The sequence below is a fragment of the Catenulispora sp. GP43 genome (assembly GCF_041260665.1).
Lineage (GTDB): Bacteria > Actinomycetota > Actinomycetes > Streptomycetales > Catenulisporaceae > Catenulispora.
In genome coordinates this window covers 351,598-375,474 of record NZ_JBGCCT010000004.1, presented here as the reverse complement: position 1 = coordinate 375,474, position 23,877 = coordinate 351,598, and the positions used below count along the sequence as shown (strand labels likewise).

General features: G+C 71.4%; 23 protein-coding genes. 15 read left to right on the top strand and 8 right to left on the bottom strand.

The window, feature by feature from the left end; genetic code table 11:
* Positions 1–2 precede the first annotated feature (2 nt).
* A complete protein-coding gene (locus ABH926_RS11810; protein ID WP_370365488.1) occupies positions 3–566 on the top strand; it encodes an adenine phosphoribosyltransferase in 564 nt (187 codons plus the stop codon).
* 601 nt (positions 567–1,167) lie between these two features.
* Here ABH926_RS11810 and ABH926_RS11805 read toward each other — a convergent pair.
* Positions 1,168–1,482: a hypothetical protein gene (locus ABH926_RS11805; protein WP_370365487.1), complete on the bottom strand. Its 315-nt coding sequence runs from the start codon at positions 1,480–1,482 to the stop codon at positions 1,168–1,170.
* On the opposite strand from ABH926_RS11805, the gene ABH926_RS11800 reads away from it, so the two are divergent.
* The 3 genes from ABH926_RS11800 to ABH926_RS11790 all read left to right on the top strand — a co-directional run bounded on the left by ABH926_RS11800 (position 1,457) and on the right by ABH926_RS11790 (position 4,832).
* Positions 1,457–3,673: a bifunctional (p)ppGpp synthetase/guanosine-3',5'-bis(diphosphate) 3'-pyrophosphohydrolase gene (locus ABH926_RS11800; RefSeq protein ID WP_370365486.1), complete on the top strand. Its 2,217-nt coding sequence runs from the start codon at positions 1,457–1,459 to the stop codon at positions 3,671–3,673. The two genes, ABH926_RS11805 and ABH926_RS11800, sit on opposite strands and share 26 nt — an antisense overlap.
* A gap of 237 nt (positions 3,674–3,910) precedes the next feature.
* Complete coding sequence (locus ABH926_RS11795) at positions 3,911–4,183, top strand: hypothetical protein (RefSeq protein WP_370365485.1); 273 nt, start codon at positions 3,911–3,913, stop codon at positions 4,181–4,183.
* Between the two features lie 91 nt (positions 4,184–4,274).
* The gene (locus ABH926_RS11790) at positions 4,275–4,832 is read left to right on the top strand and encodes a DUF3592 domain-containing protein (protein WP_370365484.1); all 558 of its coding nucleotides are present in this window, start codon (positions 4,275–4,277) and stop codon (positions 4,830–4,832) included.
* A gap of 169 nt (positions 4,833–5,001) precedes the next feature.
* Here ABH926_RS11790 and ABH926_RS11785 read toward each other — a convergent pair whose 3' ends face one another.
* Positions 5,002–6,246 carry a DUF349 domain-containing protein gene (locus ABH926_RS11785; protein WP_370365483.1) on the bottom strand — a complete coding sequence of 415 codons (1,245 nt, stop codon included), beginning with the start codon at positions 6,244–6,246 and terminating at the stop codon, positions 5,002–5,004.
* A gap of 205 nt (positions 6,247–6,451) precedes the next feature.
* On the bottom strand, positions 6,452–7,282 hold the full coding sequence (locus tag ABH926_RS11780) for a peptidylprolyl isomerase (protein WP_370365481.1): 831 nt from the start codon (positions 7,280–7,282) through the stop codon (positions 6,452–6,454).
* A gap of 210 nt (positions 7,283–7,492) precedes the next feature.
* Here ABH926_RS11780 and ABH926_RS11775 point away from each other — a divergent pair, with 210 nt between their 5' ends.
* The 5 genes from ABH926_RS11775 to ABH926_RS11755 all read left to right on the top strand — a co-directional run bounded on the left by ABH926_RS11775 (position 7,493) and on the right by ABH926_RS11755 (position 12,610).
* A complete protein-coding gene (locus ABH926_RS11775) occupies positions 7,493–8,188 on the top strand; it encodes an MBL fold metallo-hydrolase (RefSeq protein ID WP_370365480.1) in 696 nt (231 codons plus the stop codon).
* A gap of 17 nt (positions 8,189–8,205) precedes the next feature.
* On the top strand, positions 8,206–9,468 hold the full coding sequence (hisS, locus tag ABH926_RS11770) for a histidine--tRNA ligase (RefSeq protein ID WP_370365479.1): 1,263 nt from the start codon (positions 8,206–8,208) through the stop codon (positions 9,466–9,468).
* The gene (gene aspS, locus ABH926_RS11765) at positions 9,465–11,252 is read left to right on the top strand and encodes an aspartate--tRNA ligase (protein WP_370365478.1); all 1,788 of its coding nucleotides are present in this window, start codon (positions 9,465–9,467) and stop codon (positions 11,250–11,252) included. Before hisS ends, aspS begins: the two co-directional genes overlap by 4 nt.
* Before the next feature lie 100 nt (positions 11,253–11,352).
* On the top strand, positions 11,353–12,111 hold the full coding sequence (locus ABH926_RS11760; protein WP_370365477.1) for a hypothetical protein: 759 nt from the start codon (positions 11,353–11,355) through the stop codon (positions 12,109–12,111).
* A gap of 28 nt (positions 12,112–12,139) precedes the next feature.
* Positions 12,140–12,610, top strand: coding sequence for a pyridoxamine 5'-phosphate oxidase family protein (locus tag ABH926_RS11755; RefSeq protein ID WP_370365476.1), 471 nt, complete (start codon positions 12,140–12,142; stop codon positions 12,608–12,610).
* 79 nt (positions 12,611–12,689) lie between these two features.
* Here ABH926_RS11755 and ABH926_RS11750 read toward each other — a convergent pair whose 3' ends face one another.
* On the bottom strand, positions 12,690–13,577 hold the full coding sequence (locus ABH926_RS11750) for a YitT family protein (protein WP_370365475.1): 888 nt from the start codon (positions 13,575–13,577) through the stop codon (positions 12,690–12,692).
* Between the two features lie 94 nt (positions 13,578–13,671).
* On the opposite strand from ABH926_RS11750, the gene ABH926_RS11745 reads away from it, so the two are divergent.
* Entirely contained in the window at positions 13,672–15,192 is a 1,521-nt protein-coding gene (locus ABH926_RS11745) for a PLP-dependent aminotransferase family protein (protein ID WP_370365474.1), read from the top strand.
* 26 nt (positions 15,193–15,218) lie between these two features.
* Positions 15,219–15,776 carry a GNAT family N-acetyltransferase gene (locus tag ABH926_RS11740; protein WP_370365473.1) on the top strand — a complete coding sequence of 186 codons (558 nt, stop codon included), beginning with the start codon at positions 15,219–15,221 and terminating at the stop codon, positions 15,774–15,776.
* A 16-nt stretch (positions 15,777–15,792) separates the two neighbouring features.
* Here ABH926_RS11740 and ABH926_RS11735 read toward each other — a convergent pair whose 3' ends face one another.
* The 4 genes from ABH926_RS11735 to ABH926_RS11720 all read right to left on the bottom strand — a co-directional run bounded on the left by ABH926_RS11735 (position 15,793) and on the right by ABH926_RS11720 (position 18,756).
* The gene (locus ABH926_RS11735; RefSeq protein ID WP_370365472.1) at positions 15,793–16,371 is read right to left on the bottom strand and encodes a hypothetical protein; all 579 of its coding nucleotides are present in this window, start codon (positions 16,369–16,371) and stop codon (positions 15,793–15,795) included.
* Positions 16,372–16,506: 135 nt separating this feature from the next.
* Positions 16,507–17,268, bottom strand: a complete 762-nt coding sequence (gene fetB, locus ABH926_RS11730) for an iron export ABC transporter permease subunit FetB (RefSeq protein ID WP_370365471.1) — start codon at positions 17,266–17,268, stop codon at positions 16,507–16,509.
* Positions 17,269–17,302: 34 nt separating this feature from the next.
* Positions 17,303–17,974 (bottom strand): ATP-binding cassette domain-containing protein, encoded by a 672-nt coding sequence (locus ABH926_RS11725; protein ID WP_370365470.1) that lies wholly within the window; start codon positions 17,972–17,974, stop codon positions 17,303–17,305.
* Complete coding sequence (locus ABH926_RS11720; protein WP_370365469.1) at positions 17,971–18,756, bottom strand: GNAT family N-acetyltransferase; 786 nt, start codon at positions 18,754–18,756, stop codon at positions 17,971–17,973. Before ABH926_RS11720 ends, ABH926_RS11725 begins: the two co-directional genes overlap by 4 nt.
* Before the next feature lie 64 nt (positions 18,757–18,820).
* Between ABH926_RS11720 and ABH926_RS11715 the strand changes: the two genes are divergently transcribed.
* The 4 genes from ABH926_RS11715 to alaS all read left to right on the top strand — a co-directional run bounded on the left by ABH926_RS11715 (position 18,821) and on the right by alaS (position 23,853).
* Positions 18,821–20,212, top strand: coding sequence for a replication-associated recombination protein A (locus ABH926_RS11715; RefSeq protein WP_370365468.1), 1,392 nt, complete (start codon positions 18,821–18,823; stop codon positions 20,210–20,212).
* Between the two features lie 136 nt (positions 20,213–20,348).
* A complete protein-coding gene (locus tag ABH926_RS11710) occupies positions 20,349–20,774 on the top strand; it encodes a DUF948 domain-containing protein (protein ID WP_370341766.1) in 426 nt (141 codons plus the stop codon).
* Between the two features lie 7 nt (positions 20,775–20,781).
* Positions 20,782–21,069, top strand: coding sequence for a hypothetical protein (locus tag ABH926_RS11705; RefSeq protein ID WP_370365467.1), 288 nt, complete (start codon positions 20,782–20,784; stop codon positions 21,067–21,069).
* 114 nt (positions 21,070–21,183) lie between these two features.
* Positions 21,184–23,853 carry an alanine--tRNA ligase gene (gene alaS, locus ABH926_RS11700; protein ID WP_370365466.1) on the top strand — a complete coding sequence of 890 codons (2,670 nt, stop codon included), beginning with the start codon at positions 21,184–21,186 and terminating at the stop codon, positions 23,851–23,853.
* Positions 23,854–23,877 lie beyond the last annotated feature (24 nt).

The following is a 23,877-nucleotide window of genomic DNA, read 5'->3' as shown; positions in this document are numbered from 1 at the left end:
CAGTGAGCTTCCCCGAAAACCCCGGTGGCGGGGACCTGTCCCAGGTCCTCGCCACTCGCATTCTCGACGTCCCCGACTATCCGAAGCCGGGCGTCGTCTTCAAGGACATCACCCCGCTGCTCGGCGACTCGGCGGCGTTCGGCCTGGTGGTCGGGGCGATGGCCGAGCAGGTCCGGGCGGCCGGGGCCACCCGCGTCGCGGGCCTGGAGGCCCGGGGCTTCATCCTGGCGGCGCCGGTGGCACTGGCCGCCGGCGTCGGCTTCGTCCCGGTCCGCAAGGCCGGCAAGCTCCCGCGCGCGACGTACCGCGAGGACTACGAGCTCGAATACGCCACCGCGACCATAGAGGTGCACCGGGACGCCTTCGAACCCGGCGAGCGCGTGATGATCGTCGACGACATCCTGGCCACCGGCGGCACCGCGGTCGCGGCGGCCAACCTGGTCCGCGACGCCGGCGCGGTGCCGGTGGGACTGTCGGTGCTGATGGAGCTGGGCTTCCTGCACGGACGCAAGCGACTCGCCACGGCCCTGCCGGAGGGCGACATCCACCCGCTTCTGGTGGTCTGACCTGGTTGTTCCGCGGACCGGGAAACAAGTTCGGCCGGGCGATCGTTACACTGGGCGCACCCACTACGCGAGAGGGGCCGCGCTTGGCGACGAAGGAGCAGGTCGGGACGACGACCGGGACCGGTGCGAACAGCGGCGGCGACGCCGCGGCGAACGGGACGGGCGCCTCGGGGAACGACGCTGCTGCGAAGTCGGGGAAGACGGGGCGCGGCAAGGGCTCCGTTTCCGGCGCGAAGAGCGCTCAGGGCGCCCAGAGCAGCGCTGAGACGCCCGCTGGGAAGACGCAGGGGTCCGGGCAGGCTCAGGCCCCGCGGGCCGCTACGGCTCCGGCTGAGGGCGGTGGGTCGGCGGATTCCGTGCGGAGTGTGCCCGCACCTGCTGCGCCGGAGGGTTCTGGTGCGGCTGCGGGCGGTGGTTCCGTGCCTGCCGGCTCCGCGCCTTCCGCCTCTGCGCCTTCCGTCTCTGCGCCGGCTGTACCGCCCGCTCCCTCCAGCCCTTCGCCGACCGCCTCTGCGCCGACGGCTTCCGCACCAGCCACTCCCGCGCCGCGCGCCAAGGCTGCCTCCGCGCAGGCCGCGCCGGCCGCGGTGACGCCTCCGGCTCACGCCGCTGCTTCGGGTTCTGCCGCGTCGGCGCCGACCGCAGCTGCCTCCGCCTCTGCTCCCACGTCTTCTCCCGCCCCCGGATCATCGGCTTCCGGCGGCCCGAGCTCGGCGTCTCCGTCACCTTCCGCGCCCTCCGTCCCGCCGCGCCCCACTCCCGCGCTTCCCGCCGCGCCTCCGGTCCCGCTCAACGCGGCCGTCAAGTCCGGCCCGTCGCGCCCCAGCTCCAGCCGGGTCCGCGCGCGGCTGGCGCGCCTGGGCAGCACCCGCAGCGGCGGACCGCCGCCGGTGCTGGAGCCGCTGTTCAAGATCATCCGGGCCAACCACCCCAAGGCCGACCTCAAGCCCGTCGAGCAGGCCTACGCCGTCGCCGAGCGTCACCACCGCGGCCAGCGGCGCAAGAGCGGCGACCCGTACATCACGCACCCGCTGGCGGTCACCACGATCCTGGCCGAGCTCGGCATGGACGTGCCCACGCTGTGCGCCGGGCTGCTGCACGACACCGTCGAGGACACCGACTACTCGCTCGACATGCTGCGCGGCGACTTCGGCGACACCGTCGCGCTGCTGGTGGACGGCGTCACCAAGCTGGACAAGGTCAAGCTCGGCGAGGCCACGCAGGCCGAGACCGTGCGCAAGATGGTCGTGGCCATGGCCCGGGACATCCGGGTGCTGGTGATCAAGCTCGCCGACCGGCTGCACAACATGCGCACCATGCGCTACATGAAGCGGGAGAAGCAGGAGAGCAAGTCCCGCGAGACGCTGGAGATCTACGCCCCGCTGGCGCACCGGCTGGGCATGAACACGATCAAGTGGGAGCTGGAGGACCTGGCGTTCGCCATCCTCTACCCCAAGATGTACGACGAGATCGTGCGCCTGGTCTCCGAGCGCGCGCCCAAGCGCGAGGAGTACCTCTCGCAGGTGATCGACGCCGTGCACGGCGACCTGCGCGAGGCCAAGATCCGCGCCACCGTCACCGGCCGGCCGAAGCACTACTACTCGGTCTACCAGAAGATGATCGTGCGCGGCCGCGACTTCGCGGACATCTACGACCTGGTCGGCATCCGGGTCCTGGTGGACTCGGTCCGCGACTGCTACGCGGCGCTCGGCGCCATCCACGCGCGGTGGAACCCGGTCCCGGGCCGGTTCAAGGACTACATCGCGATGCCGAAGTTCAACATGTACCAGTCCTTGCACACCACGGTGATCGGCCCCGGCGGCAAGGCCGTGGAGCTGCAGATCCGCACCTTCGCGATGCACCGCCGCGCCGAGTACGGCGTCGCGGCGCACTGGAAGTACAAGGAGGACGCGGTCGAGGGCGTCCGCAAGCCCACCAACGGCGCCGGGACCGCGAACCCCGGCGGCGACATGGCATGGCTGCGGCAGCTGCTGGACTGGCAGAAGGAGACCGCGGACCCCAACGAGTTCCTGGACGCGCTGCGCTTCGATCTGTCCACCGCCGAGGTCTACGTCTTCACGCCCAAGGGCATGGTGATGGCGCTGCCCTCGGGCTCCACCCCGGTCGACTTCGCCTACGCGGTCCACACCGAGGTCGGCCACCACACCATCGGCGCCCGCGTCAACGGCCGCCTGGTCCCGCTGGACAGCAAGCTGGACAACGGCGACGTGGTGGAGATCTTCACCTCCAAGGCGCCGAACTCCGGACCGTCCCGGGACTGGCTGGGCTTCGTGGCGTCCCCGCGCGCCCGCAACAAGATCCGCCAGTGGTACACCAAGGAGCGCCGCGAGGAAGCGGTCGAGCAGGGCAAGGACCAGCTGGCCAAGGCCATGCGCAAGCAGGGGCTGCCGCTACAGCGCCTGATGACCTCCGAGTCCCTGGCCACCGTCGCCCACGACCTGCGCCACGCCGACATCAGCGCCCTGTACGCCGCCATCGGCGAGGGACACGTCTCGGCGCAGCACGTGGTCCACCGCCTCCTGCACCTGCTCGGCGGCGAGGAGGGCGCGACCGAGGACCTGGCCGAGGCGACCGTCCCGGGCAACATCGAGAAGCTGTCCCGCCGCGGCCAGGCCCGCCCCGCCGGCGACCCCGGCGTCCTGGTGAAGGGCGCGGACGACATCTGGGTGAAGCTGGCCCGCTGCTGCACCCCGGTCCCCGGCGACGACATCGTCGGCTTCATCACCCGCGCCTCCGGCGTCAGCGTCCACCGCGCGGACTGCACCAACATCGAATCGCTGGCCGCCCAGCCCGAACGGATGGTGGAGGTGTCATGGTCGCCCGGAGGGGCGTCCATGTTTCTCGTCGCGATCCAAGTAGAGGCGCTCGACAGGTCCCGGCTCCTCTCGGACGTCACGCGTGTCCTGTCGGACCAGCACGTCAACATCCTGTCGGCCTCGGTGACGACCAGCCGCGACCGGGTGGCGATCTCGCGGTTCACGTTCGAGATGGCGGACCCGGCGCACCTGGGCGCGGTGCTGAAGGCGGTGAAGGGCGTTGAAGGGGTCTTCGACGTCTATCGGGTGACGAGCGCCAAGCACGCGTGAGGGTGTTCGCACTCTTTAGGGTGAAGCGCGGGGGAAAGCCGGATTCGCCGCGACGGGACTGAATATCGTCGCGGACATGGTCGGTTCTTCGCATGAAGCCCTGCACCGGATCTTTCACCATGATTCGGAGATGCTGGGCAAGACTTTCCGGGCGTTGGGGCTGGAACTGCCGAAGCCCGACACGGTGTCTCAGACGAAGACAAGGCCTACGACCTGGCCGAACTCACCCTTGTCGGGTTGGAGGACACCCCGGCCGACACGATCTGGAGGCAGATGATGGCGATGGACACTTCCTTCTACCGCTCGTCGTTCTCGCGGCAGCTTCGCGCTGAGGGGCGCGCGGAGGGATTTGCCGAGAGTGTGCTGCGCGTCTTGGCCAAGCGAGGCATCGCGCTGACCGAGGAGCAGCGTGCCCGGGTCGAAGGCTGCACCGACTTGGACCAGCTTGATGCCTGGCTCGATCGGGCGGCGATCGCGACAGCCGCCTCAGAGGTCTTCGACGCCGACTGAATTCGCACAGGCGTTTCGGGCGATCGCAACGTTTTGGGCAAGCGCACGATTCGGTCTACAACCGGGACGCCGTGATCGCTAAGGTGTCCGGGTGCGGAGTCGAGTGCCGGCGCGGATGACGTTGTCCCCGGCGCGCAAGGGGTTGATCGCGGTGGCTGCCGCGCACCTTGTCGCGCTGCTCGGGCTGCTGGTCGCCGCGCAGTGGGACCGGGCTGCGATGTGGGTGGTGGCCGGTGGGTTCGGGGTGCTGGTGGTGGGGCTGCCGTGGATGTTGATGGCGCTGTGTGTCGATTACGTCGGGGACCCGGCCGCCTGGCGTCGTACCGTGGTGGTGGAGGGGTTCGTGACCAGCGAGGGTTACACGGTTCCGCCTCATCCCTCCGACGAGAGCTATGTCCTGCACCGGGTCTACGAGTACACGACCTTGCGCGGTGAGACGCGTCGTGCCGGCAGCCGTGCCACCTTCCCCGAGGCACAGGACGGGCGGATCCGGCTGCGCTACGACCCCCGGCGGCCGAGCCGGATCTGGCCGGCGCGCATCGCTCCCGGGACGGCGGCCGCCGGGACTGTGATCAGTGTGCTGATGCTCACCGCGGCCGCCTTCGCGTTGGCCGGGGCGATCGGTTTCGGGCTGTCGGCATGGACCTAGTCCGCTCGACCAGCCTCGCGGTCCCTTAGGGAACAACCCCTAAAGCGTATAGAGGTTTCGCAACCGCACCCAGGCCCCAAAACCAGTCCGGGCGCCCTCCCGAAGGAAGACGCCCGGACCACGAACCCTCGAACCTCGCGAACCCTCGAACCTCGCGCGTGCTCGAACCTCAGCGCGTGAACTCCGCCAGCGCCTTCTCCGCCTCGGCCAGCCACTCCTGCCGCGCGGCGATCGAAGCCTCCGCGTCCGCGGCCTTCTTCTCCTGCCCGGCGGCGCGGGCCTTGTCGGCCTGCACCCGCAGCTTCTCCAGCGCGGTGCGCAGCTGCTCCACCGTGGCCTCGGCGCGGGCGCGCTTCTCGGGGTCCTTGCGGGACAGTTCCGCGGCCTCGGCGTCGGCGATGGCGCGGTCCACGGTGTGCAGCCGGCCCTCGATGCGCTGGCGGGAGTCGCGCGGGACCGGGCCGATGGCCTCCCAGCGCTCGTTGAGCGAGCGCAGGGCCACCCGGGCGGCTCGGTGGTCGGTGATCGGGAGCAGCGCCTCGGCCTCGACCACCAGGACTTCCTTGGCGGCCAGGTTCTCGCGCTCGGCGCCGTTGCGCTCGTCCAGGATCGCGTTGCGGGCCGCGAAGAAGGTGTCCTGGGCGGCCTTGAAGCGCTTCCAGAGCTCGTCCTCGACGTCGCGCTGGGCGCGGCCGGCGGTCTTCCACTCGCTCATCAGGTCGCGGAAGCGGCCGGCGGTGGGGTTCCAGTCGGTGCTGTCCTGCAGGGCCTCGGCCTCGGCGATCAGCTGCTCCTTGTGGGCGCGGATCTCCACGCGCTGGGCGTCCAGCTCGGCGAAGTGCTGCTTGCGGCGCTTGGCGAAGGCCGAGCGGGCCTGGGACAGCCGGTGCCACAGCTCGTCGTCGGTCTTGCGGTCCAGGCGCGGGGCGGCCTTCCACTCGTCCAGGAGGACCTTCATGCGGTCCCCGGCCACCCGCCACTCCGTGGACACCGCCAGGCGCTCGGCCTCCTCGGCCAGGGCCTGCTTGGCGCCGCGGGCCTGGGCCTGCTGCTGCTCGCGGACCGCGCGGTGCTCGGCCTTGCGCTGCTCGGCCAGCTCCACCAGGCCGTCCAGGCGGGCCAGCAGGCCGTCCAGGTCGCCCACGGCGTTCGCGCCGGAGATGGACTCGCGAAGCTTGCCGATCTTGTCCAGGGCGTCCTTCGGGGACGGCGCGGAGGGGCCGGTCTGCTTCAGGCGGTTGGCGATCAGGTCAACCTCGACCTTGAGGCCGTCGAACTTGCGCTGGTAGTACGCCAGCGCCTCGTCCGGGGACCCCGCCGCCCACGAGCCGACCTGCCGCTCGCCGTCGGCGGTCCGGACGTAGACGGTGCCGTCCTCGGCGACCCGGCCCCAAGCCTCGGTTGCCTCGCCCACGATGAGCCTCCAAGTTCTGCTGGACCGGGGTGTCTGCGGACCGGTCCGCCACATACACCTGCACGGATCCGGGTCCCGGTCGTCCAGTGGGAAACAATAGCGCGGACCGTCCCGATGAGGGGACGGCCCGCGTCACGTTCCGGAATCGAACCGCCGTTCCGGGCCCGCCGTCAACGGTGGCGGGCCCTGGCGCGGGTCGGCCGGGTTACTTGATGGTCACGCTCTTGATGGTGGCGTCCAGCTTCGGGTGGCCGTCGCCGGCGCCGTTGGCGTCGTCCTCGCCGCCGGCCGCGATCTTGGTGACCACGTCCAGACCCGAGGTGATCTTGCCCCACGGGGTGTAGTTCGCCGGGAGCGGCGAGTCCTTGTAGCAGATGAAGAACTGGCTGCCGTTGGTCCCGGGTCCGGCGTTGGCCATCGCGATGGTCCCGGCCGGGTAGGAGGCGCCGGTCAGGTTCTCGTCCTGGAACTGGTAGCCGGGGCCGCCGCTGCCGGTGCCGCTGGGGTCGCCGCACTGCAGCACGTAGATGCCCGAGGTCACCAGCCGGTGGCACTTGGTGTTGTCGAAGTAGCCCTTGCCCGCCAGGTACTTGAACGAGTACGTGGTGTACGGCGCCTTCGTGGTCAGCGCGTCGAAGCTGAGGTCGCCGGAGCTGAAGTGGATCGTCGCGGTGTACGGCTTGGCGGCGTCGGCGGCGTTGTAGGTCGGCACGCCGACGTCCTTCGAGGCGCTGCCGGTCTTCTGGTAGCCGATCTGCTCCGGGCTGGAGCTGGTCGGCGCCGGCGAGGACGGCGAGGAGGTGTCCGAGGGCGAGGACGCGCTGGTCGGCGCCGAGCTCGCGGCGCTGGCCGTCCCGCTCTTGCCGCCGCTGGTCGCCACCGCGACGCCGACCCCTATCCCGACCACCGCCACCGCGGCCACGACCGCCGTGATCATGTTGCGCTTCTTGGCGGCCGCCTGCTGCTGGGCCAAGCGGGCCTGGACGCGCTCATACCGGGCGCGCTCGAGCTCTCGCTGACGGTCCTTGCTGGTCACCGTTTCGCCTCCGCGATCGTGGGTCGGCCCGCGAGGGCCGAGGACATATCAGATCCACTCTGTGATCGAGCTATCAGCGGGACAGTGTACGGTGCCTTCCCTAGAAAACACCTGTGAGCTTCCAATGAGTTCGCAAAGGGACCGGCGCCCCCGGTAGCCTGCGTAGGGAAATCTCCTGACCGCAATCACCGAACATAGTGTGGGGCGCGCGTGCTAGTCGCCGGATTCCCAGCCGGAAGCCTGGGTGCGAACTGCTATCTCGTGGCGCCCGGCGCCGGTGAGCAGTGCGTGATCATCGATCCCGGCGAGGACGCCGTCCCGGGGGTCGAGGAAGTCGTCCGCGAGCACAAGCTGCAGCCGGTCGCGGTCCTGCTGACGCACGGCCACGTCGACCACACGATGAGCGTCGTCCCGGTGTGCGGCGACTACGGCGTCCCGGCCTACATCCACCCCGGCGACCGGGAGCAGCTGACCGACCCGCAGAAGTGGCTGGGCATCGCCCCGGGCACCCCGGTCTTCGGGCAGTCGAAGTTCGTGGAGCCCTCGGACGTCAAGGAGCTCACCGACGGCGTCCTGCTGAGCGTGGCCGGTCTGGAGATCACCGTCGACCACGCCCCGGGCCATACCAAGGGCTCAGTGACGTTCCGGACTCCCGAGCAGCAGGACATCCCGCAGGTGCTCTTCACCGGGGACCTCCTGTTCGCCGGAGCGGTCGGCCGCTGGGACCTCCCCGGCGGCGACCGCGAAGAGTTGCTGGCGTCACTGGCCCGCGTCTGCCTGCCGCTGGCGGACGAGACCGTCGTCCTGTCCGGCCACGGCCCCCAGACCACGATCGGCCGTGAGCGCGCCACGAACCCGTTCCTGACGGAAGCCGCGCCGCAGCAGATCAAACCCCGCGGCATGTAGGGACACCCACGACCATCATGAGCACCTTCAAGAACGCGCCGGGCACCTTCGACATCCTCCCGCCCGACTCGGCGGCCTACCTCGCGGTGCGCGAGGCGATGGCGGCGCCGCTGCGCGGGGCCGGCTACGGCTATGTCGAGACCCCGGCCTTCGAGTCGACCGCGATGTTCAAGCGCGGCGTCGGCGAGAGCACGGACATCGTCACCAAGGAGATGTACTCCTTCACCACCCGCGGCGGCGACGAGATCACGCTGCGGCCGGAGGGCACGGCCTCGGTGTTGCGCGCCGCCCTCCAGGCCAACCTGATCCGCGGCAGCCTGCCGGTGAAGCTGTGGTACTCCGGCTCCTTCTACCGCTATGAGAAGCAGCAGCGCGGCCGCTACCGCCACTTCTCCCAGGTCGGCGCGGAGGCCCTGGGCGCTGAGGACCCGGCGCTGGACGCCGAGCTGCTGATCATCGGCGACGACATCTACAAGGGCCTGGGCCTGACCGAGTACTCGCTGCTGGTGAACTCGCTCGGCGACCAGAAGTGCCGTCCGGCCTACCGCGAGAAGCTCCAGGAGTTCCTGCGCGGCCTGGACCTCGACGAGGAGACCCGCAAGCGTGCGGAGATCAATCCGCTGCGGGTGCTGGACGACAAGCGCGAGGCGGTGCAGAAGCAGCTCACCGACGCCCCGCTGATCAGCGACAACCTCTGCGAGGAGTGCAAGGCCTACCACGACGAGGTCCGGCGCCTGCTCACCGCGGCCGGCGTGGCCTTCGTGGACGACCCCAAGCTGGTGCGCGGACTGGACTACTACACCCGCACCACCTTCGAGTTCGTGCACAGCGGCATCACCGGCTCGCCGACCGCGATCGGCGCCGGCGGCCGCTACGACGGCCTGTCCGAGGAGCTCGGCGGCCCGAGCCTGCCCAGCGTCGGCTGGGCGCTCGGGGTGGACCGGACCATCCTCGCGATGCAGGCCGAGGACCGGCCGGTCCCGGGCGGCGAGCAGCTCGGGGTCTTCGCGGTGCCGCTCGGCGAGCAGGCCCGCGAGCGGCTCTTCGAGCTGGTCACCACGCTGCGCCGGGCCGGTGTCGCCGCCGACTTCGGCTACGGCAGCAAGGGCATGAAGGCCGCGATGAAGGCCGCGGACCGGTCCGGCGCGAAGTACGCGCTGATCCTCGGCGAGCGGGACATCGCGGAGAACGTCATTCAGATCAAGGAACTGGCGACCGGGGAGCAGGAGTCCGCCTCCCTCGCCGACATCGTCACGACGATTCAGGAGAAGTTGAAGTGATCCGCACCCATGAGGCGGGTACGCTGCGCGCGTCCGACGCCGGTACCACCGTCACGCTGGCCGGGTGGGTCGCCCGCCGGCGCGATCACGGGGGCGTGACCTTCCTGGATCTGCGGGACGCGTCCGGGTTCGTGCAGGTCGTGGTCCGCGAGAGCGAGTCCGTGCACGACCTGCGCAACGAGTACTGCGTCGTGGCCACCGGCGAGGTGCGCGTGCGCCCCGAGGGCAACGAGAACCCGGACCTGCCGACCGGCGCGATCGAGGTCGTGGTGGACACCGTCGAGGTGCTCTCGCCGGCCGCGCCGCTGCCGTTCCCGATCGACGAGCACAAGAGCTCGAACATCAACGAGGAGATGCGGCTGAAGTACCGCTACCTCGACATCCGGCGCGAGCCGATGGCCCGGGCGCTGCGCATGCGCTCCAAGGCCACCAAGGTCATCCGGGACGTCATGGAGGACCACGGCTTCCTCGACGTCGAGACCCCGACCCTGACCCGCTCCACCCCCGAGGGCGCGCGCGACTTCCTGGTGCCGGTGCGCCTGCAGCCGGGCGCCTGGTACGCGCTGCCGCAGTCCCCGCAGCTGTTCAAGCAGCTTCTGATGGTCGCCGGCCTGGAGCGCTACTACCAGATCGCGCGCTGCTACCGGGACGAGGACTTCCGTGCCGACCGGCAGCCGGAGTTCACCCAGCTGGACATCGAGGCCTCGTTCGTCGACCAGGAGGACATCCTGAAGGTCGGCGAGGCCGTGGTGGCCGCGGTGTGGAAGGAGACGCTCGGCGTCGAGGTCCCGCTGCCGCTGCCGCGCATGAAGTACCGCGAGGCGATGGACCGCTTCGGCTCGGACAAGCCGGACCTGCGCTTCGGCCAGGAGCTCACCGAGCTGACCGAGTACTTCGCCGGCACCGAGTTCCGGGTGTTCCAGGCGCCCTACGTCGGCGCCGTGGTCATGCCCGGCGGCGCGTCCCAGACCCGCAAGGAGCTGGACGCCTGGCAGGACTGGGCCAAGGCGCGCGGCGCCAAGGGCCTGGCCTACGTGGTCATCGACGCCGAGAGCGGCGAGCTGCGCGGCCCGGTGGCCAAGAACCTGTCCGAGGCGCACCTGGCCGGTCTGGCCGACAAGGTCGGCGCCAAGCCCGGCGACGCGGTCTTCTTCGCCGCCGGCAAGCGCACCGCCTCCCAGGAGCTGCTGGGCGCGGCCCGGCTGGAGATCGGCAAGCGTGGCGAGCTGATCGACGAGAGCGCCTGGAAGTTCCTGTGGGTCGTGGACTTCCCGATGTTCGAGCCGATCGAGGACGCGGCCGGCGTGCAGACCGGCTGGCACGCGGTGCACCACCCGTTCACCGCGCCCACCGCGGAGAGCCTGGACACCTTCGACAAGGACCCCGGCTCGGCCCTGTCGAACGCCTACGACATCGTGCTCAACGGCACCGAGCTCGGCGGCGGGTCGATCCGTATCCACCGCAAGGACGTGCAGGAGCGCGCGTTCGACGCGATCGGGCTGTCGCACGAGGAGGCGCAGTCGCAGTTCGGCTTCCTGCTGGAGGCCTTCAACTACGGCCCGCCGCCGCACGGCGGGATCGCCTTCGGCCTGGACCGCCTGGTCGCGCTGCTGACCGGCGCGGACACCATCCGCGACGTGATGGCGTTCCCGAAGACCGCCACCGGCGGCGACCCGCTGACCGGCGCGCCGACGCCGATCACGCCGGCGCAGCGCAAGGAGGCCGGGGTGGACGCGGTGTACGAGCCCAAGGGGGGCAAGGACGCGAGCCCGGCCAAGGCGTGACGCCGGGGTTCAGGGCCCTCTAGAAGCGCGCCAGGGCGGGCCGGGAGCGATCCCGGCCCGCCCTTGTCGTGTGTCGGCGAACCCTGATTGACTGGTCTTCATGGCTGCTGTGACCGGAGTTCTGGCCGACTACGCAGGCGGGGAAGCCTCGGAGAGCGACGTGGTGCGCGCGCTGCTCGCCCACGACGGCTGGTACGCGCCGATGCTGTGGCTGAACGAGACCTTCCCGGACCGCAAGGTCTACGAGAGCATGATCCCCACGCCGGCTCTCGGCCGGGCGCCGTCTCCCGGGGACCTGTGGCTGTTCACCGACGCCGCCCGGGTCCAGGCCGCGATCGAGGCCGGGGCCGCCTTCGCCGCGGCCGGCGGCCCGGTGCGCGGGGTGGAGCTGTTCGGCGCGCTCGGCCGCGGCGTGTCGGAGGTGCGGGTGAACCCCGCCGGGCCGGACGTGCACGGCTGGTCGGTGGGCATCGACGACGCCGTACTGGACTTTCTGGCCCGGTGGATCGACGCGCTACAGGTGGAGAGCTCCCTGAACGCCAGTGCCGAGGACCTCGGCCCGCGGCTGGCCGGCTTCGAGCACTACGTCGTCCCGGTCGACGACACCGGCCGGCCCCGCGTCGTCGCGCTGCCGAAGCCGCCGGGCAACTACGTCATGGCGTTCACCGCGCCGGACCTGTACATCGCGCACCAGAAGCGGGACCCCGGGGTGACCGGCGCCGCCGACATGACCGCCGCGACGCTGTTCGGGCTGGCGGACTACGACGGCGTGGACGGCGTGGTCCTGGACATGAAGGAGTCCGACTCCTTCGTCCTGCCGCGGGACCTCTGCGATGCCGTGCTGAAGTTGATCGCATAGTCGCGGACGGCTGCCTATCGTGGCGGGCATGACTGATCCCGCTAGTGCGCACGTCCTCCCGGACCCGGCCACCGAATACGGCCGGACCGTCCGCCGCCGCCTGGTCCAGGAGGAGATCATCTGGCTGGTCACCGTCAACGCCGCGGGCGTTCCGCAACCGAACCCGGTGTGGTTCCTGTGGACCCCGGATGAGGATGACGAATGGGGCGACGGCAGCTTCCTGATCTACCACTCCGACACCGCGGCCCGGCTCCGCTCGATGACGGAGCGGCCGACGGTGGCGCTGCACTTCGACGGCGGCGTGCACGACCTGGAGGTCGCGGTCTTCACCGGCGACGTCGAGATCCTGGACGGGCATCCGCCGATCGGCGAGGTGCCGGAGTTCGTGGCGAAGTACACGGACCGCGCCGCGAAGTACTTCGGGAAGACGGTCGCCGAGGCCATGGAGAAGTACACGGTGGCGACGCGGATCCGCCCGAGCAAGGCCCGGGGGTTCTGAGCGGGGCTTCGGAATGACCGGAGCGCGTCCTCCAAGGCCCCACCAAGGAAGACGCGCTCCGGAGTCTGGCTCTGGCTTCTCAGCAGTTCTCTGACACGAGCTGTCCGGAAGCCACACGGCGCGGCTTCTCGACCCGCGCCGCCTGCCCCGCCGCGTTCGGCTCTGCCGGGTTCCGCTGTCCCATGTCCTGCTCTGCCGCGTCCTTCTCCGGCCGGATCGCCAGCAGCGGGATGAACCGGTGCGCCAGCGGCCCGATCAGCAGCGCGTAGGCCGCGGTGCCGATGCCCACCGTGCCGCCCAGGAGCCAGCCGGCGGCCAGCACCGTGAGCTCCATCGAGGTGCGGACCACGCGGATCGAGTGGCCCCGGGCCGCGTAGCCGGTCATCACGCCGTCGCGCGGGCCGGGGCCCATGCCGGCCCCGATGTAGGAGCCGGTCGCCACGCCGTTCAGCACGATCCCGGCCAGCATCTCGCCCCAGCGCAGCCACCAGGCGTGCGGTGTCGGCAGCCAGGCCATCGCGCCGTCCATCGCCAGGCCGACCACGACCACGTTGCTGAGGGTGCCGAAGCCGGGCTTCTGCCGGATCGGGATCCAGGCCAGCATCACCACCGCGCCGACCAGGATCACCGTCGTGCCGACCGGCAGGCCTATGTGCCTGGCCAGGCCCTGGTGGAAGACGTCCCAGGGGTTCGCACCGAGTCCGGACATCAGGATCATGCCGTCGCTGACGCCGTACAGGATCAGCCCCAGCTGGAGCTGGACCATGCGGCGCGCACGGCGGTCCCGGGGAATCGAGAGTGCAGAGCTCAGCGCCGAGAACCACGCCAGTGCGGCGCGGGCCACGGCCCCCAGGGGCAGCGGATCGGCGATCCGGTCTTCGTACCGCCCGAGCATCGCGCGCTCGGCCTGGTCGCCGGCCACCGGGGCGGTGGAGGACGCACGTTCCGCGGACGCCGTGCTGGTCATGTTGGCCTCCTGTGAGGATTGCCCTTGCGGGCCACTTCCATCAGGATGGAGGTCAAGTGGCCCGCTGATGTAGGGCCAATCGAAGGAGGGTGGCATGGCTGCTCCGATGGAGCTGGTGACGACCGACCGCACGGTGGGCAGCACCCGCCTGGCCCGGCTGATCCGCGAGGTCTCGCACCTGGGCGCGGTCGGCACCCCGGCCGCCGAGTCCGAGCGCCGCCCGGCCTACCGGGCGCTGGCGCACAGCGTCCGGGCCCTGATCCTGGACGGCCGCATCGCGCTGCGCACCCGGGTCCCGGCCGAGCGCGACCTGGCCGCCGCCCTGGGGATGAGCCGGACCACCGTCACCGCCGCCTACGACCTGCTGCGGGAGGACGGCTTCCTGGAGAGCCGGCGCGGCTCGGGCACCTGGACCACGCTGCCGCCCGGCGCCGGCCCCCAGGTCTCCGGCGGCTGGCTGCTGCCCAGCCAGCCCGGCGCCGCGGACGTGGCCATCGACCTGTCCTGCGCCTCCTTCGGCATGCCGGGCGAGCTGATGGCCGAGGTGCTGACCGAGGTCGCGCCGACCATCGCGGCGCTGACCGCGGACACCGGCTACTACCACGCCGGCTGGCCGGAGCTGCGCGAGCTGATCGCCGAGCGCTACGTCCAGCGCGGGCTGCCGACCACGCCGGACCAGATCGTCATCACCTCCGGGGCGCAGCACGGCAACGTGCTGGCGCTGGGCCTGCTGTGCGGGCCGGGGGACCGGGTCGTGGTGGAGAGCCCGACCTACCCGAACAGCGTGGAGGCCATGCGGCGGGCCCGGCTGCGGCCGGTGCCGGTGCCGGTCGGCGAGGACGGCATCGAGTCCGACGTGCTGGCCGCGCAGCTGCGCCAGACGGCGCCGCGGGTGGCGTACCTGATCCCGGACTTCCAGAACCCGACCGGCTCGCTGATGTCGCCCGAGCGCCGGGCCCAGGCCGCGGAGGCGGCGCGGGCCGCCGGCACCTGGATCGTCAACGACGAGACCGTCGCGGACATGGCCCTGGACGTCCCGGCCCCGCCGCCGTTCCCGGCCTCGGTCTCGCGCGCGGCCGCCGAGCAGGTGATCTGCGTCGGCTCGATGTCCAAGAGCCACTGGGGCGGCCTGCGGATCGGCTGGATCCGGACCACCCCGCGGATGGCCACCGAGCTGGCCGGCCAGCGGGTGGCGATGGACATGGCGGGCTCGGTGGTGGACCAGATCCTGGCCGCGGCGCTGCTGCGGCGCGGGTGGGGCATCGTCGAGGAGCGCCGGGAGCGGCTGCGGCGGCAGCGGGCCGCGCTGGAGGCGGCGCTGGCCGCGGAGCTGCCGGACTGGACGTGGCGCCGGCCGCCCGGCGGGCTGTCGCTGTGGGTGGACATGGGCGAGCCGTCGTCCACGGAGCTGGCGGACCGGGCCGCGGCCTTCGGCGTGCGGCTGGTCGGCGGGCCGCAGTTCGGCGTGGATCCCGGGACGTTCGAGCACCGGGTGCGGATCCCGTACACGCTTCCCGAGGAGACGCTGCGCGACGCGGTGCGGCGGCTGGCCGCGGCGTTCCGGTGCGAGACCGTGCTGCCGCCGGTACCGGAGGAAAACCGTTGGGTGGCGTGACCGCCGGTCGGCGATGATCGGCTGTCGTGGACACCTACCTCGAGACCGACCGCCTGCTCCTGCGCCCCTTCACCGAGGACGACGCCGACCTGCTGATCGAGCTGGACAGCGACCCCGCGGTGATGCGGTACCTCACCGGGGGCGTGCCGACCGCCCCTGAGGCCGTCCGCGAGCGGCACCTGCCGAACATCCTGGCCGGCCTGGAGAAGTGGGAGTACAAGCTCGGCTTGTTCGCCGCGCACGAGAAGGACGGCGGCGCCTTCATCGGCTGGTTCATCCTGCGGCCCAAGGCCGAGGGACCGCTGGACGAGGTCGAGCTCGGCTATCGGCTGCGGCACGCCGCGTGGGGCAGGGGCTATGCCACCGAGGGGTCGCAGGCGTTGCTGCGCAAGGCGTTCACCGAACTCGGGGTGCGGCTCGTCTGGGCCGACACGATGTTCGTGAACAGTGGTTCCCGCCACGTGCTGGAGAAGCTGGGGATGAGGCACGTGGACACGTATTTCCCCGAGCTGGAGCCGATCGAGGGCTCCGAGCACGGGGAGGTTCGCTACGAACTCACAGCGGACGAGTGGGCCCGCCGGTAGGGGGTGTCCCTCCGGCTCACTGCCCGCCGCTGGCGGCGCCGGCGGGGACGCTGATGGTCCCGGTGAAGACGTCGAAGTACATCGCCGCCGAGATCCCGATGCCGATGACGCCGAGCGCCAGGGCGCCCCAGACCAGGACGCGGACCCAGACCGGCGGCTGCTGCTTGGCGGCGAACGCGCCGAGGAACAGCGTGGCGGCGGCGATCACGACGGCCGCGATCGCGAAGCCCATGCTGACGAACGCCTGCTTGTGCCACACGTCGGTGTAGCGCTGCTTGATGATGGCGTCGGCGGCGGCGTTCGCGGTGTTGATCTGGCCGATCAGGGACTGCCGCTGCGACAGGACGTCGCCCAGCCAGTTGCCGCCCAGGGAGGTGATCGCCAGGCCCGCGGCGGCGACCGCGGCGGCGCCGGCGGCGATGACGCCCCCGGAGCCGGGCTTGTCGTCGTAGGCCGGGAGGTCGTCCGCGCCCTCGACGAGCTCGGGCACGATCTCGTCGGACGGCACGGCGTCGACGAGGAGTTCGGTTTCCGCGTCGTCGGCCTCGACGGCCTCCACGCGGTCGGTGCTGTCGGTGCTGCTAGACGTAGTCATGGGAGTGGAGCTTAGGCACACCAGCCTGAGAGAGCGATTAACGGACGGCTGCAATTGAGGGTCGAAGAGGGTTGTCGATGCCTGCTCCGACCACCTTCAGGTGCCCTGAGCTGGGGTTCCGGCCTCCCTTGGCGACTACCGCAATTGCTGTGCGGGAGTGAACAACATCCGCTGCCCGAGCTCCGCGGCGGCCAGCGCGCCCATCACCGCGGCGGCCAGCAGCATGTACATCACCACGATCTGATACCGGATGGCCACCTCCGGTGACACCCCGGCCAGGATCAGACCGGTCATCGCCCCCGGCAGGCTGATCAGCCCGACGACCTTCGTGGAGTCCAGCGTGGGGATCAGCGCGGTGCGCAGCAGCTCCCTGCGGTGCGGCGCGAAGGCGGCGGCGGCACTGAGCCCCAGCGACAGCCGCGCCTCGATCGCCGCCCGCTGCCCGCGCGCCTCGGCGACCAGCCGCGACAGCGTGACCCCGGTCGCCGCCATCGACCCGCTGACCACCATCCCGCCGACCGGCACCACGACCCGCGGCGTCGTCTGGATCACCCCGAACGCCATCAGCACGCCCATCGTCACCGCCGCGGCGATCGCCACGGAGGCGGTGGCGACGTACCGGGAATGCCGTAGCCCCCCGCCCCGGCGCCCGGCCACCTGCCCGGCGATGAGCACCATGACCGCGAGCCACCCGAAGCCGCCGAGCAGGCCGGTGTGGTTGAACAGGAACAGCAGGACCGCGCCGACCAGGAACAGCTGGATCCCCGCGCGCACGGCCGCGATCACGACCTCGCGCGCCAGACCGAGGCGCTGGCGCCAGGCGATGAGCACGGCGACGGCGACGAGGCTGACGGAGAGGGCTACGCCGGTCCATTCGGGGACTGCGGGGCTGCTCATGGGGCGAGTGTAGGGGGCGGCCCCGACGCCGCCGCTAATCGCCCTCGCTCACATAAGCCACTTCCGCGACCGGCCCGCTCTCCACCAGCCGCCCTTTCCGCAGCACCAGCGCGTCGTCGGCCATCCGCCGCACCTGCGCCGCGCGGTGGCTCACCAGGATCGCCGTGAGCCCGTCGCCGAGCAGACCGCACAGCGTGTCCTCCACCGCCGCCGCGGCCTCCGGGTCCAGCGCCGAGGTCGGCTCGTCCAGCAGCAGCACCTGCGGGCCGACCGCCAGGGTGCGCGCCAGGCACACGCGCTGGCCCTCGCCGCCGGACAGTCCATGGGTGGGCCGGTCGTAGAACTCCTCGCCGAGGCCCACGCGCTTGAGCAGGGCCAGCGCCTGGTCGTCGGCCAGGTCCGGCGCGCCGACGCGGAGTTCCTCCGGGACCGACTCCGTCACCAGCACCGGGCGCTGGCCGACCAGTCCGACGCGCCGCCGGAGCGCGAGGACGTCCAGCGAGTCCAGCGGCGCGCCGTCCAGCAGGACGGTGCCCTCGCTCGGGTCGTCGAGGCGGTTGAACAGGCGCAGCAGCGTCGACTTGCCCGCGCCGCTGGGTCCCACCAGGGCCGTGCAGCGCCCCGGGGCGATCGTGGCGGTGACCCGGTCGATGATCAGGTGCCCCTCGCGGCGGACCGACACCTCGCGCAGGTCGAAGCGGCTCACGCGGCGAGCCTGCCGCTCTTCATCTGGTGCGTCGTGCGGTATCCGAGGCGCGCGTAGATGCGGCGGGCCGGCTCGTTGGGGTGCCAGTGGCCCAGGGCGCAGAAGTCGTCGCCGTTCGCCACCGAGCGGCGGGTCAGCCAGGAGGACACCGCCGCGCCCAGGCCCTGGCCGCGGGCGGCCGGGGCCGTGCCTATCGACGCCAGGTAGCCGTTGCCGCCGTCGCGCCGGCAGTACGCGCCGCAGGCCAGCAGTGCGCCCCCGGCGTCGCGGACCACGCCCCAGGCCTGGATCCCCTCCCAGCCCGGCTTGGCCGAGTGCGAGGGGTTGGCCAGCTTCAGGAACTCGCGGATCTCGGCGTCGGCGGCCGCCGACGGCAGCAGTTCGGCGACCCGCTCCTCGCCGGGCAGGACCGCGAGGTCCACGCCCCAGGCCGGGTCGAACGCCATGAAGTCCCACTGGTCCAGCTCCCCGGCGGCCAGGGAGCCCAGGTCCGTCTCCCGCGGGACGCTGAAGCCGTGCGGCGGACGCGGCAGCTCGGCGAGCGCGCGGCGCAACAGCGCCAGGGCGGTGTCCGGGGTGCCGATCACGGTCAGCCAGTCGACCAGGTCCGCGCCCTGCTTCGAGCCGCCGAAGGCGAAGCCGCCGTCCGCGGCGAGCCAGGCCACGCCCTGGTCGGCCAGGGACTCCTCCGGGGCGGCGTCCGAGCGGAGCAGGTAGTCCCGGCCCGCGGCGGCGAACAGCTCGTCGGTCGACTCCGTGCGCCGTATCACGGGTTCGGTCATCGCTTCCATCATGACGATCATTGTGGCGGACGGGGCTGTCAGCCCGGGGCGCTAAGGTCGTGACGTGGAGCAGCTGGACTTGTTCGAGGAGGCGGGCGCCGAGAAGGCCAGGATCGCGGCCCCGCTCGCGGTGCGCATGCGCCCCCGCGTCCTGGACGAGATCGTCGGGCAGAAGCACCTGCTGCGGTCCGGCTCTCCGCTGTGGCGGCTGGTCAAGGCCGGGGACGGGGTCACCGTGCCCTCCTCCATCCTGCTCTGGGGCCCGCCCGGCACCGGCAAGACCACCCTGGCCTACGTGCTGGCCAACGCCACCGAGCGCACCTTCGCCGAGCTGTCCGCGATCAACGCCGGCGTCAAGGAGGTCCGGGCCGTCGTCGACCGGGCCAAGCGCGAGCTGGGCATGTACGGCCGCGAGACCCTGCTGTTCCTCGACGAGATCCACCGCTTCTCCAAGGCCCAGCAGGACTCCCTGCTGCCGGCCGTGGAGAACCGCTGGGTCACCCTGGTCGCCGCGACCACCGAGAACCCGCACTTCTCCGTCATCTCCCCGCTGCTGTCCCGCTCGCTGCTGCTGACCCTGCAGCCGCTGACCGAGGACGACGTCCGCGAGGTCATCCACCGCGCGCTGGACGACGAGCGCGGCCTGGCCGGCAAGGTCACGCTCCCGGCGGACTCCGAGGAGCACCTGCTGCGCATCGCCGGCGGCGACGCCCGCCGCGCCCTCACCGCGCTGGAGGCCGGGGCGGCCGGCGCGCTGGCGGCGGCCGGGGGCCGGGGCCCGGCCGAGCTCGGACTCGACATCCTGGAGCAGGCCGTCGACCGCGCCGCGGTCCGCTACGACCGGGACGGCGACCAGCACTACGACGTCGCCAGCGCCTTCATCAAGTCGGTCCGCGGCAGCGACGCGGACGCGGCCCTGCACTACCTGGCGCGCATGGTCGACGCCGGCGAGGACCCGCGCTTCATCGCCCGGCGCCTGGTGATCTCGGCCAGCGAGGACATCGGCATGGCCGATCCCAGCTCGCTGCAGGTGGCCGTGGCCGCGATGCAGGCGGTGTCCTTCATCGGCTGGCCCGAGGCGCAGATCACGCTGGCGCACGCGGTGATCCACCTGGCCCTGGCCCCGAAGTCCAATTCCGCGGTCAAGGCGATCGGCGCCGCGCTGGAGGACGTGCACAAGGGCCTGGCCGGCCCGGTGCCGCCGCACCTGCGTGACGCTCATTACTCCGGCGCGCAGTCCCTGGGCCACGGCCAGGGCTACGTCTACGCCCACGACGTCCCCGGCGGCGTGGCCGCGCAGCAGTACGCCCCGGACGCCGTGAAGGACCGCCGCTACTACGAGCCCACCAGGCACGGCGCGGAGGCCCGCTACTCCGACGTCTACGACCGTGTCAGGGCCATGCTCGGTGGCGTAGACGCCCGTACGGACGATGCTGTAGGCCCCGACGGCTCCTGACACACCGATGCCGTAACCCCGCCGAGCCCCGTGCCTGATACCCCAGGCCGCGCGGTAAGGTGCTGTGCTCATACGCAATGTCTTGCTCATACAGGGCGTGTGTCTTCAATATCGATAACAACTCAGGGAGTCCCTGGTGTCCGCTGGCGCGATTGTCGGACTGGTGTTCGCGATCTTCTTCGCGATCGGAGTGTGCTTCTTCGCCTTCGTCCTGGTCCGCGTGGCCGAGGTGCTGAAGGAGACGACCAAGCTGGTCGCCGGCATCACCCAGGAGACCGTCCCGCTGCTGAACGAGATCACCGACACCGTCAAGAACGGCAACGCCCAGCTGGTCAAGGTCGACGCCATCACCGACAACGTCGAGACGATGTCCAAGAACGTCTCCGGCCTGGTCTCCACCGCCACCTCGGCGATCGGCGGACCGCTGGTGAAGGTGGCCTCCTTCAGTTATGGGGTGCGCGCGGCCATCACCTCGCGCAAGAATGAGGACGTGGCCAAGCGTGTCAAGGCCGAACTGAAGGCGGACCGCAAGGCCCGTCGCGCCGACAAGAAGAAGGGATGACGGTCTGATGTTCACGGGAACTGTGCGCCGCCTCTTCTGGGTGTCCATGGGCGCGACCGCGGGTGTGCTGGTCTTCCGCAAGGTCACCGCGACCGCCAAGGAGCTGACCCCCGCGGGCATCGCGGACCGGGTCTCGGTCTCCGGCGGCGGCCTGCTGGACTCGGTCAAGGAGTTCTTCGAGGACGTGCGCGAGCTGGCGCGCGACCGCGAGGACGAACTGAACGTCGCGCTGGGCATCGATGTGCCCCCCGCGGGTGAGGACGATGGTTCCTCCAAGAAGGCGCGAGCTATCTAGGGCCGGCCGCCGCCCTGCCCGGCTGAGCCGGCCCACCCCGACGCCCCGTCATCAATCGCGGCGCCAGGGACATCACCCGACGCGCGCCGCATTTCCCAGAAGGCTGACAAGCTCATGGAATCCGCGGAGATCCACCGCCGCTGGCTCGACTTCTTCCAGAAGAAGGGCCACACGGTCGTCCCGTCGGCGTCGCTCATCTCGAACGACCCGACCACCCTGCTCACCATCGCGGGCATGGCCCCGTTCAAGCCGTACTTCCTCGGTGAGCAGCCGGCGCCCTGGCCGCGCGCGACCTCGGTCCAGAAGTGCGTGCGCACGCTGGACATCGAGGAGGTCGGCAAGACCACCCGGCACGGCTCGTTCTTCCAGATGTGCGGCAACTTCTCCTTCGGCGACTACTTCAAGGAGACCGCCATCCCGATGGCGTGGGAGCTGTGCACCACGCCGGTCTCCGAGGGCGGCTTCGGCCTGGACCCGGACAAGATCTGGGTCACCGTCTACCTCGACGACGACGAGGCGGAGGAGATCTGGAAGAAGGCGGGCTTCCCGGCCGAGCGCATCCAGCGTCTCGGTATGAAGGAGAACTACTGGTCGATGGGCGTGCCCGGGCCCTGCGGCCCGTGCTCGGAGCTCTTCTACGACCGGGGCCCGGAGTTCGGCGAGGCCGGCGGCCCCGCGGTGAACGACGAGCGCTACATGGAGTTCTGGAACCTGGTCTTCATGCAGTTCGAGCGCGGCGCGGGCGGCGACAAGGGCGGCTTCCCGATCCTCGGCGAGCTCCCCAGCAAGTCCATCGACACCGGCCTGGGCCTGGAGCGCCTGGCGACGATCCTGCAGGGCGTCAACAACCTGTACGAGATCGACACCTCGCGCGCGATCCTGGACAAGGCGGCGTCCATCGCGGGCGTCACCTACGGCGCGGACACCAAGAACGACGTCTCGCTGCGCGTGGTCACCGACCACGTGAAGACCGCGACGATGATGATCGGCGACGGCATCACGCCCGGCAACGAGGGCCGCGGCTACGTGCTGCGCCGCCTGATGCGCCGCGCGATCCGCAACATGCGCCTGCTCGGCGCGCACGGCGCGACCATAAAGGATCTCGTCGAGACCACCATCGGGGCGATGGGCCAGGCCTACCCCGAGCTGATCGCGGACTCCTCGCGCATCGTGGCGGTCGCGGTGGCCGAGGAGACCTCGTTCCTGCAGACGCTGCGCACCGGCTCGGCGATGTTCGAGACCGTCGCGGACGAGGCGAAGAAGTCCGGCAGCGCGGTCTTCTCCGGCGACCAGGCGTTCAAGCTGCACGACACCTTCGGCTTCCCGATCGACCTGACGCTGGAGATGGCCTCCGAGGCCGGCCTGACGGTCGACGAGGACGGTTTCCGCCGCCTGATGAAGGAGCAGCGGGACCAGGCGAAGGCGGACGCGAGGGCGAAGAAGACCGGCCACGCGGACATGTCCGCGTACCGGGAGCTGCTCGACGCGGCGGGCCCGTCGGCGTTCACCGGCTACCACGAGGTCTCCTCCGAGGGCCTGCTGAAGGCGATGCTGGTCAACGGCCAGGTCGGCAGCTCGGCGCAGCCCGGCGACGAGGTGGAGCTGGTCCTGGACCGCACCCCCTTCTACGCCGAGGGCGGCGGCCAGCTCGCCGACCACGGCCTGATCCGGCTCGGCAACGGCGCGCTGGCCGAGGTCGTGGATGTGCAGAAGCCCGTCGGCGACCTGATCGCGCACCGGGCGATCGTGCGCGACGGCGAGGTCGTGCTGGGCACCGAGGCGTGGGGCGAGGTGGACACCGCGCGCCGCGCGGCGATCTCCCGCGCGCACACCGCGACACACATGGTTCACAAGGCGTTCCGCGAACTGCTCGGCGAGACCGCGACCCAGGCGGGTTCGGAGAACTCGCCCGGCCGCTTCCGCTTCGACTTCGCCTCCCCGGGCGCGGTGCCGCACTCGGTGCTGGCGGACGTCGAGCAGCGCGTCAACGAGCTGCTGATCGACGACCTCACGGTCACCGCGCAGGTGATGAGCCAGCCCGAGGCCAAGGCGATGGGCGCGATGGCGCTGTTCGGCGAGAAGTACGGCGACCGGGTCCGGGTGGTCTCGGTCGGCGAGTGGGCGCACGAGCTGTGCGGCGGCACGCACGTGGACAACACCGGCCGCCTGGGCCTGGTGAAGCTGCTCTCCGAGTCCTCGATCGGCTCCGGCGTGCGGCGCGTGGAGGCGCTGGTCGGCACCGACGCGTACAACTTCCTGGCGCGCGAGCACGTCCTGGTGGCGCAGCTCGCGGAGGTCGTGAAGGCGCGGCCGGAAGAGCTGGTCGAGCGGGTCGGCGGCATCATGTCCAAGCTGCGGGACGCGGAGAAGGAGATCTCCGCGCTCAAGGCGGGCCAGCTGCTGCAGATCGCGGGTTCGCTCGCGGACGGCGCGACCGACGTGCACGGTGTCGCGGTGGTCACGCACCGGGCGCCGGACGGCGCGTCCGCGGACGACCTGCGCAAGCTGGTGCTGGACGTGCGCGGCCGGCTCGGCACGCGCCCGGCGGTGGTCGCGGTCGCGGCGGCGGCGGGGGAGCGCCCGGTCGTGGTCATCGCGACCAACGAGGGCTCGCGCGCGCTCGGTCTGAAGGCGGGCGAGCTGGTGCGCTCGGCGGCCAAGACCCTCGGCGGCGGCGGAGGCGGCAAGGACGACGTGGCGCAGGGCGGCGGCACGGACGTCACGGCGATCCCGGCGGCGCTGGAGGGCGTGGGCCGCGCGGTGGCGGAGAAGGTGGCCGCGTAGGCTGCGCCTGACGTTTCGGGGCCC

Excerpts from the sequence above, each read along its gene's own strand:
- ABH926_RS11805 (WP_370365487.1), bottom strand. The coding sequence starts at position 1,482 with ATGATCTTGAACAGCGGCTCCAGCACCGGCGGCGGTCCGCCGCTGCGG.
- hisS (WP_370365479.1), top strand. The coding sequence starts at position 8,206 with ATGAGCACCTTCAAGAACGCGCCGGGCACCTTCGACATCCTCCCGCCC.
- ABH926_RS11760 (WP_370365477.1), top strand. The coding sequence starts at position 11,353 with ATGGCTGCTGTGACCGGAGTTCTGGCCGACTACGCAGGCGGGGAAGCC.
- ABH926_RS11755 (WP_370365476.1), top strand. The coding sequence starts at position 12,140 with ATGACTGATCCCGCTAGTGCGCACGTCCTCCCGGACCCGGCCACCGAA.
- ABH926_RS11750 (WP_370365475.1), bottom strand. The coding sequence starts at position 13,577 with ATGACCAGCACGGCGTCCGCGGAACGTGCGTCCTCCACCGCCCCGGTG.
- ABH926_RS11745 (WP_370365474.1), top strand. The coding sequence starts at position 13,672 with ATGGCTGCTCCGATGGAGCTGGTGACGACCGACCGCACGGTGGGCAGC.
- ABH926_RS11735 (WP_370365472.1), bottom strand. The coding sequence starts at position 16,371 with ATGACTACGTCTAGCAGCACCGACAGCACCGACCGCGTGGAGGCCGTC.
- fetB (WP_370365471.1), bottom strand. The coding sequence starts at position 17,268 with ATGAGCAGCCCCGCAGTCCCCGAATGGACCGGCGTAGCCCTCTCCGTC.
- ABH926_RS11720 (WP_370365469.1), bottom strand. The coding sequence starts at position 18,756 with ATGACCGAACCCGTGATACGGCGCACGGAGTCGACCGACGAGCTGTTC.
- ABH926_RS11705 (WP_370365467.1), top strand. The coding sequence starts at position 20,782 with ATGTTCACGGGAACTGTGCGCCGCCTCTTCTGGGTGTCCATGGGCGCG.
- alaS (WP_370365466.1), top strand. The coding sequence starts at position 21,184 with ATGGAATCCGCGGAGATCCACCGCCGCTGGCTCGACTTCTTCCAGAAG.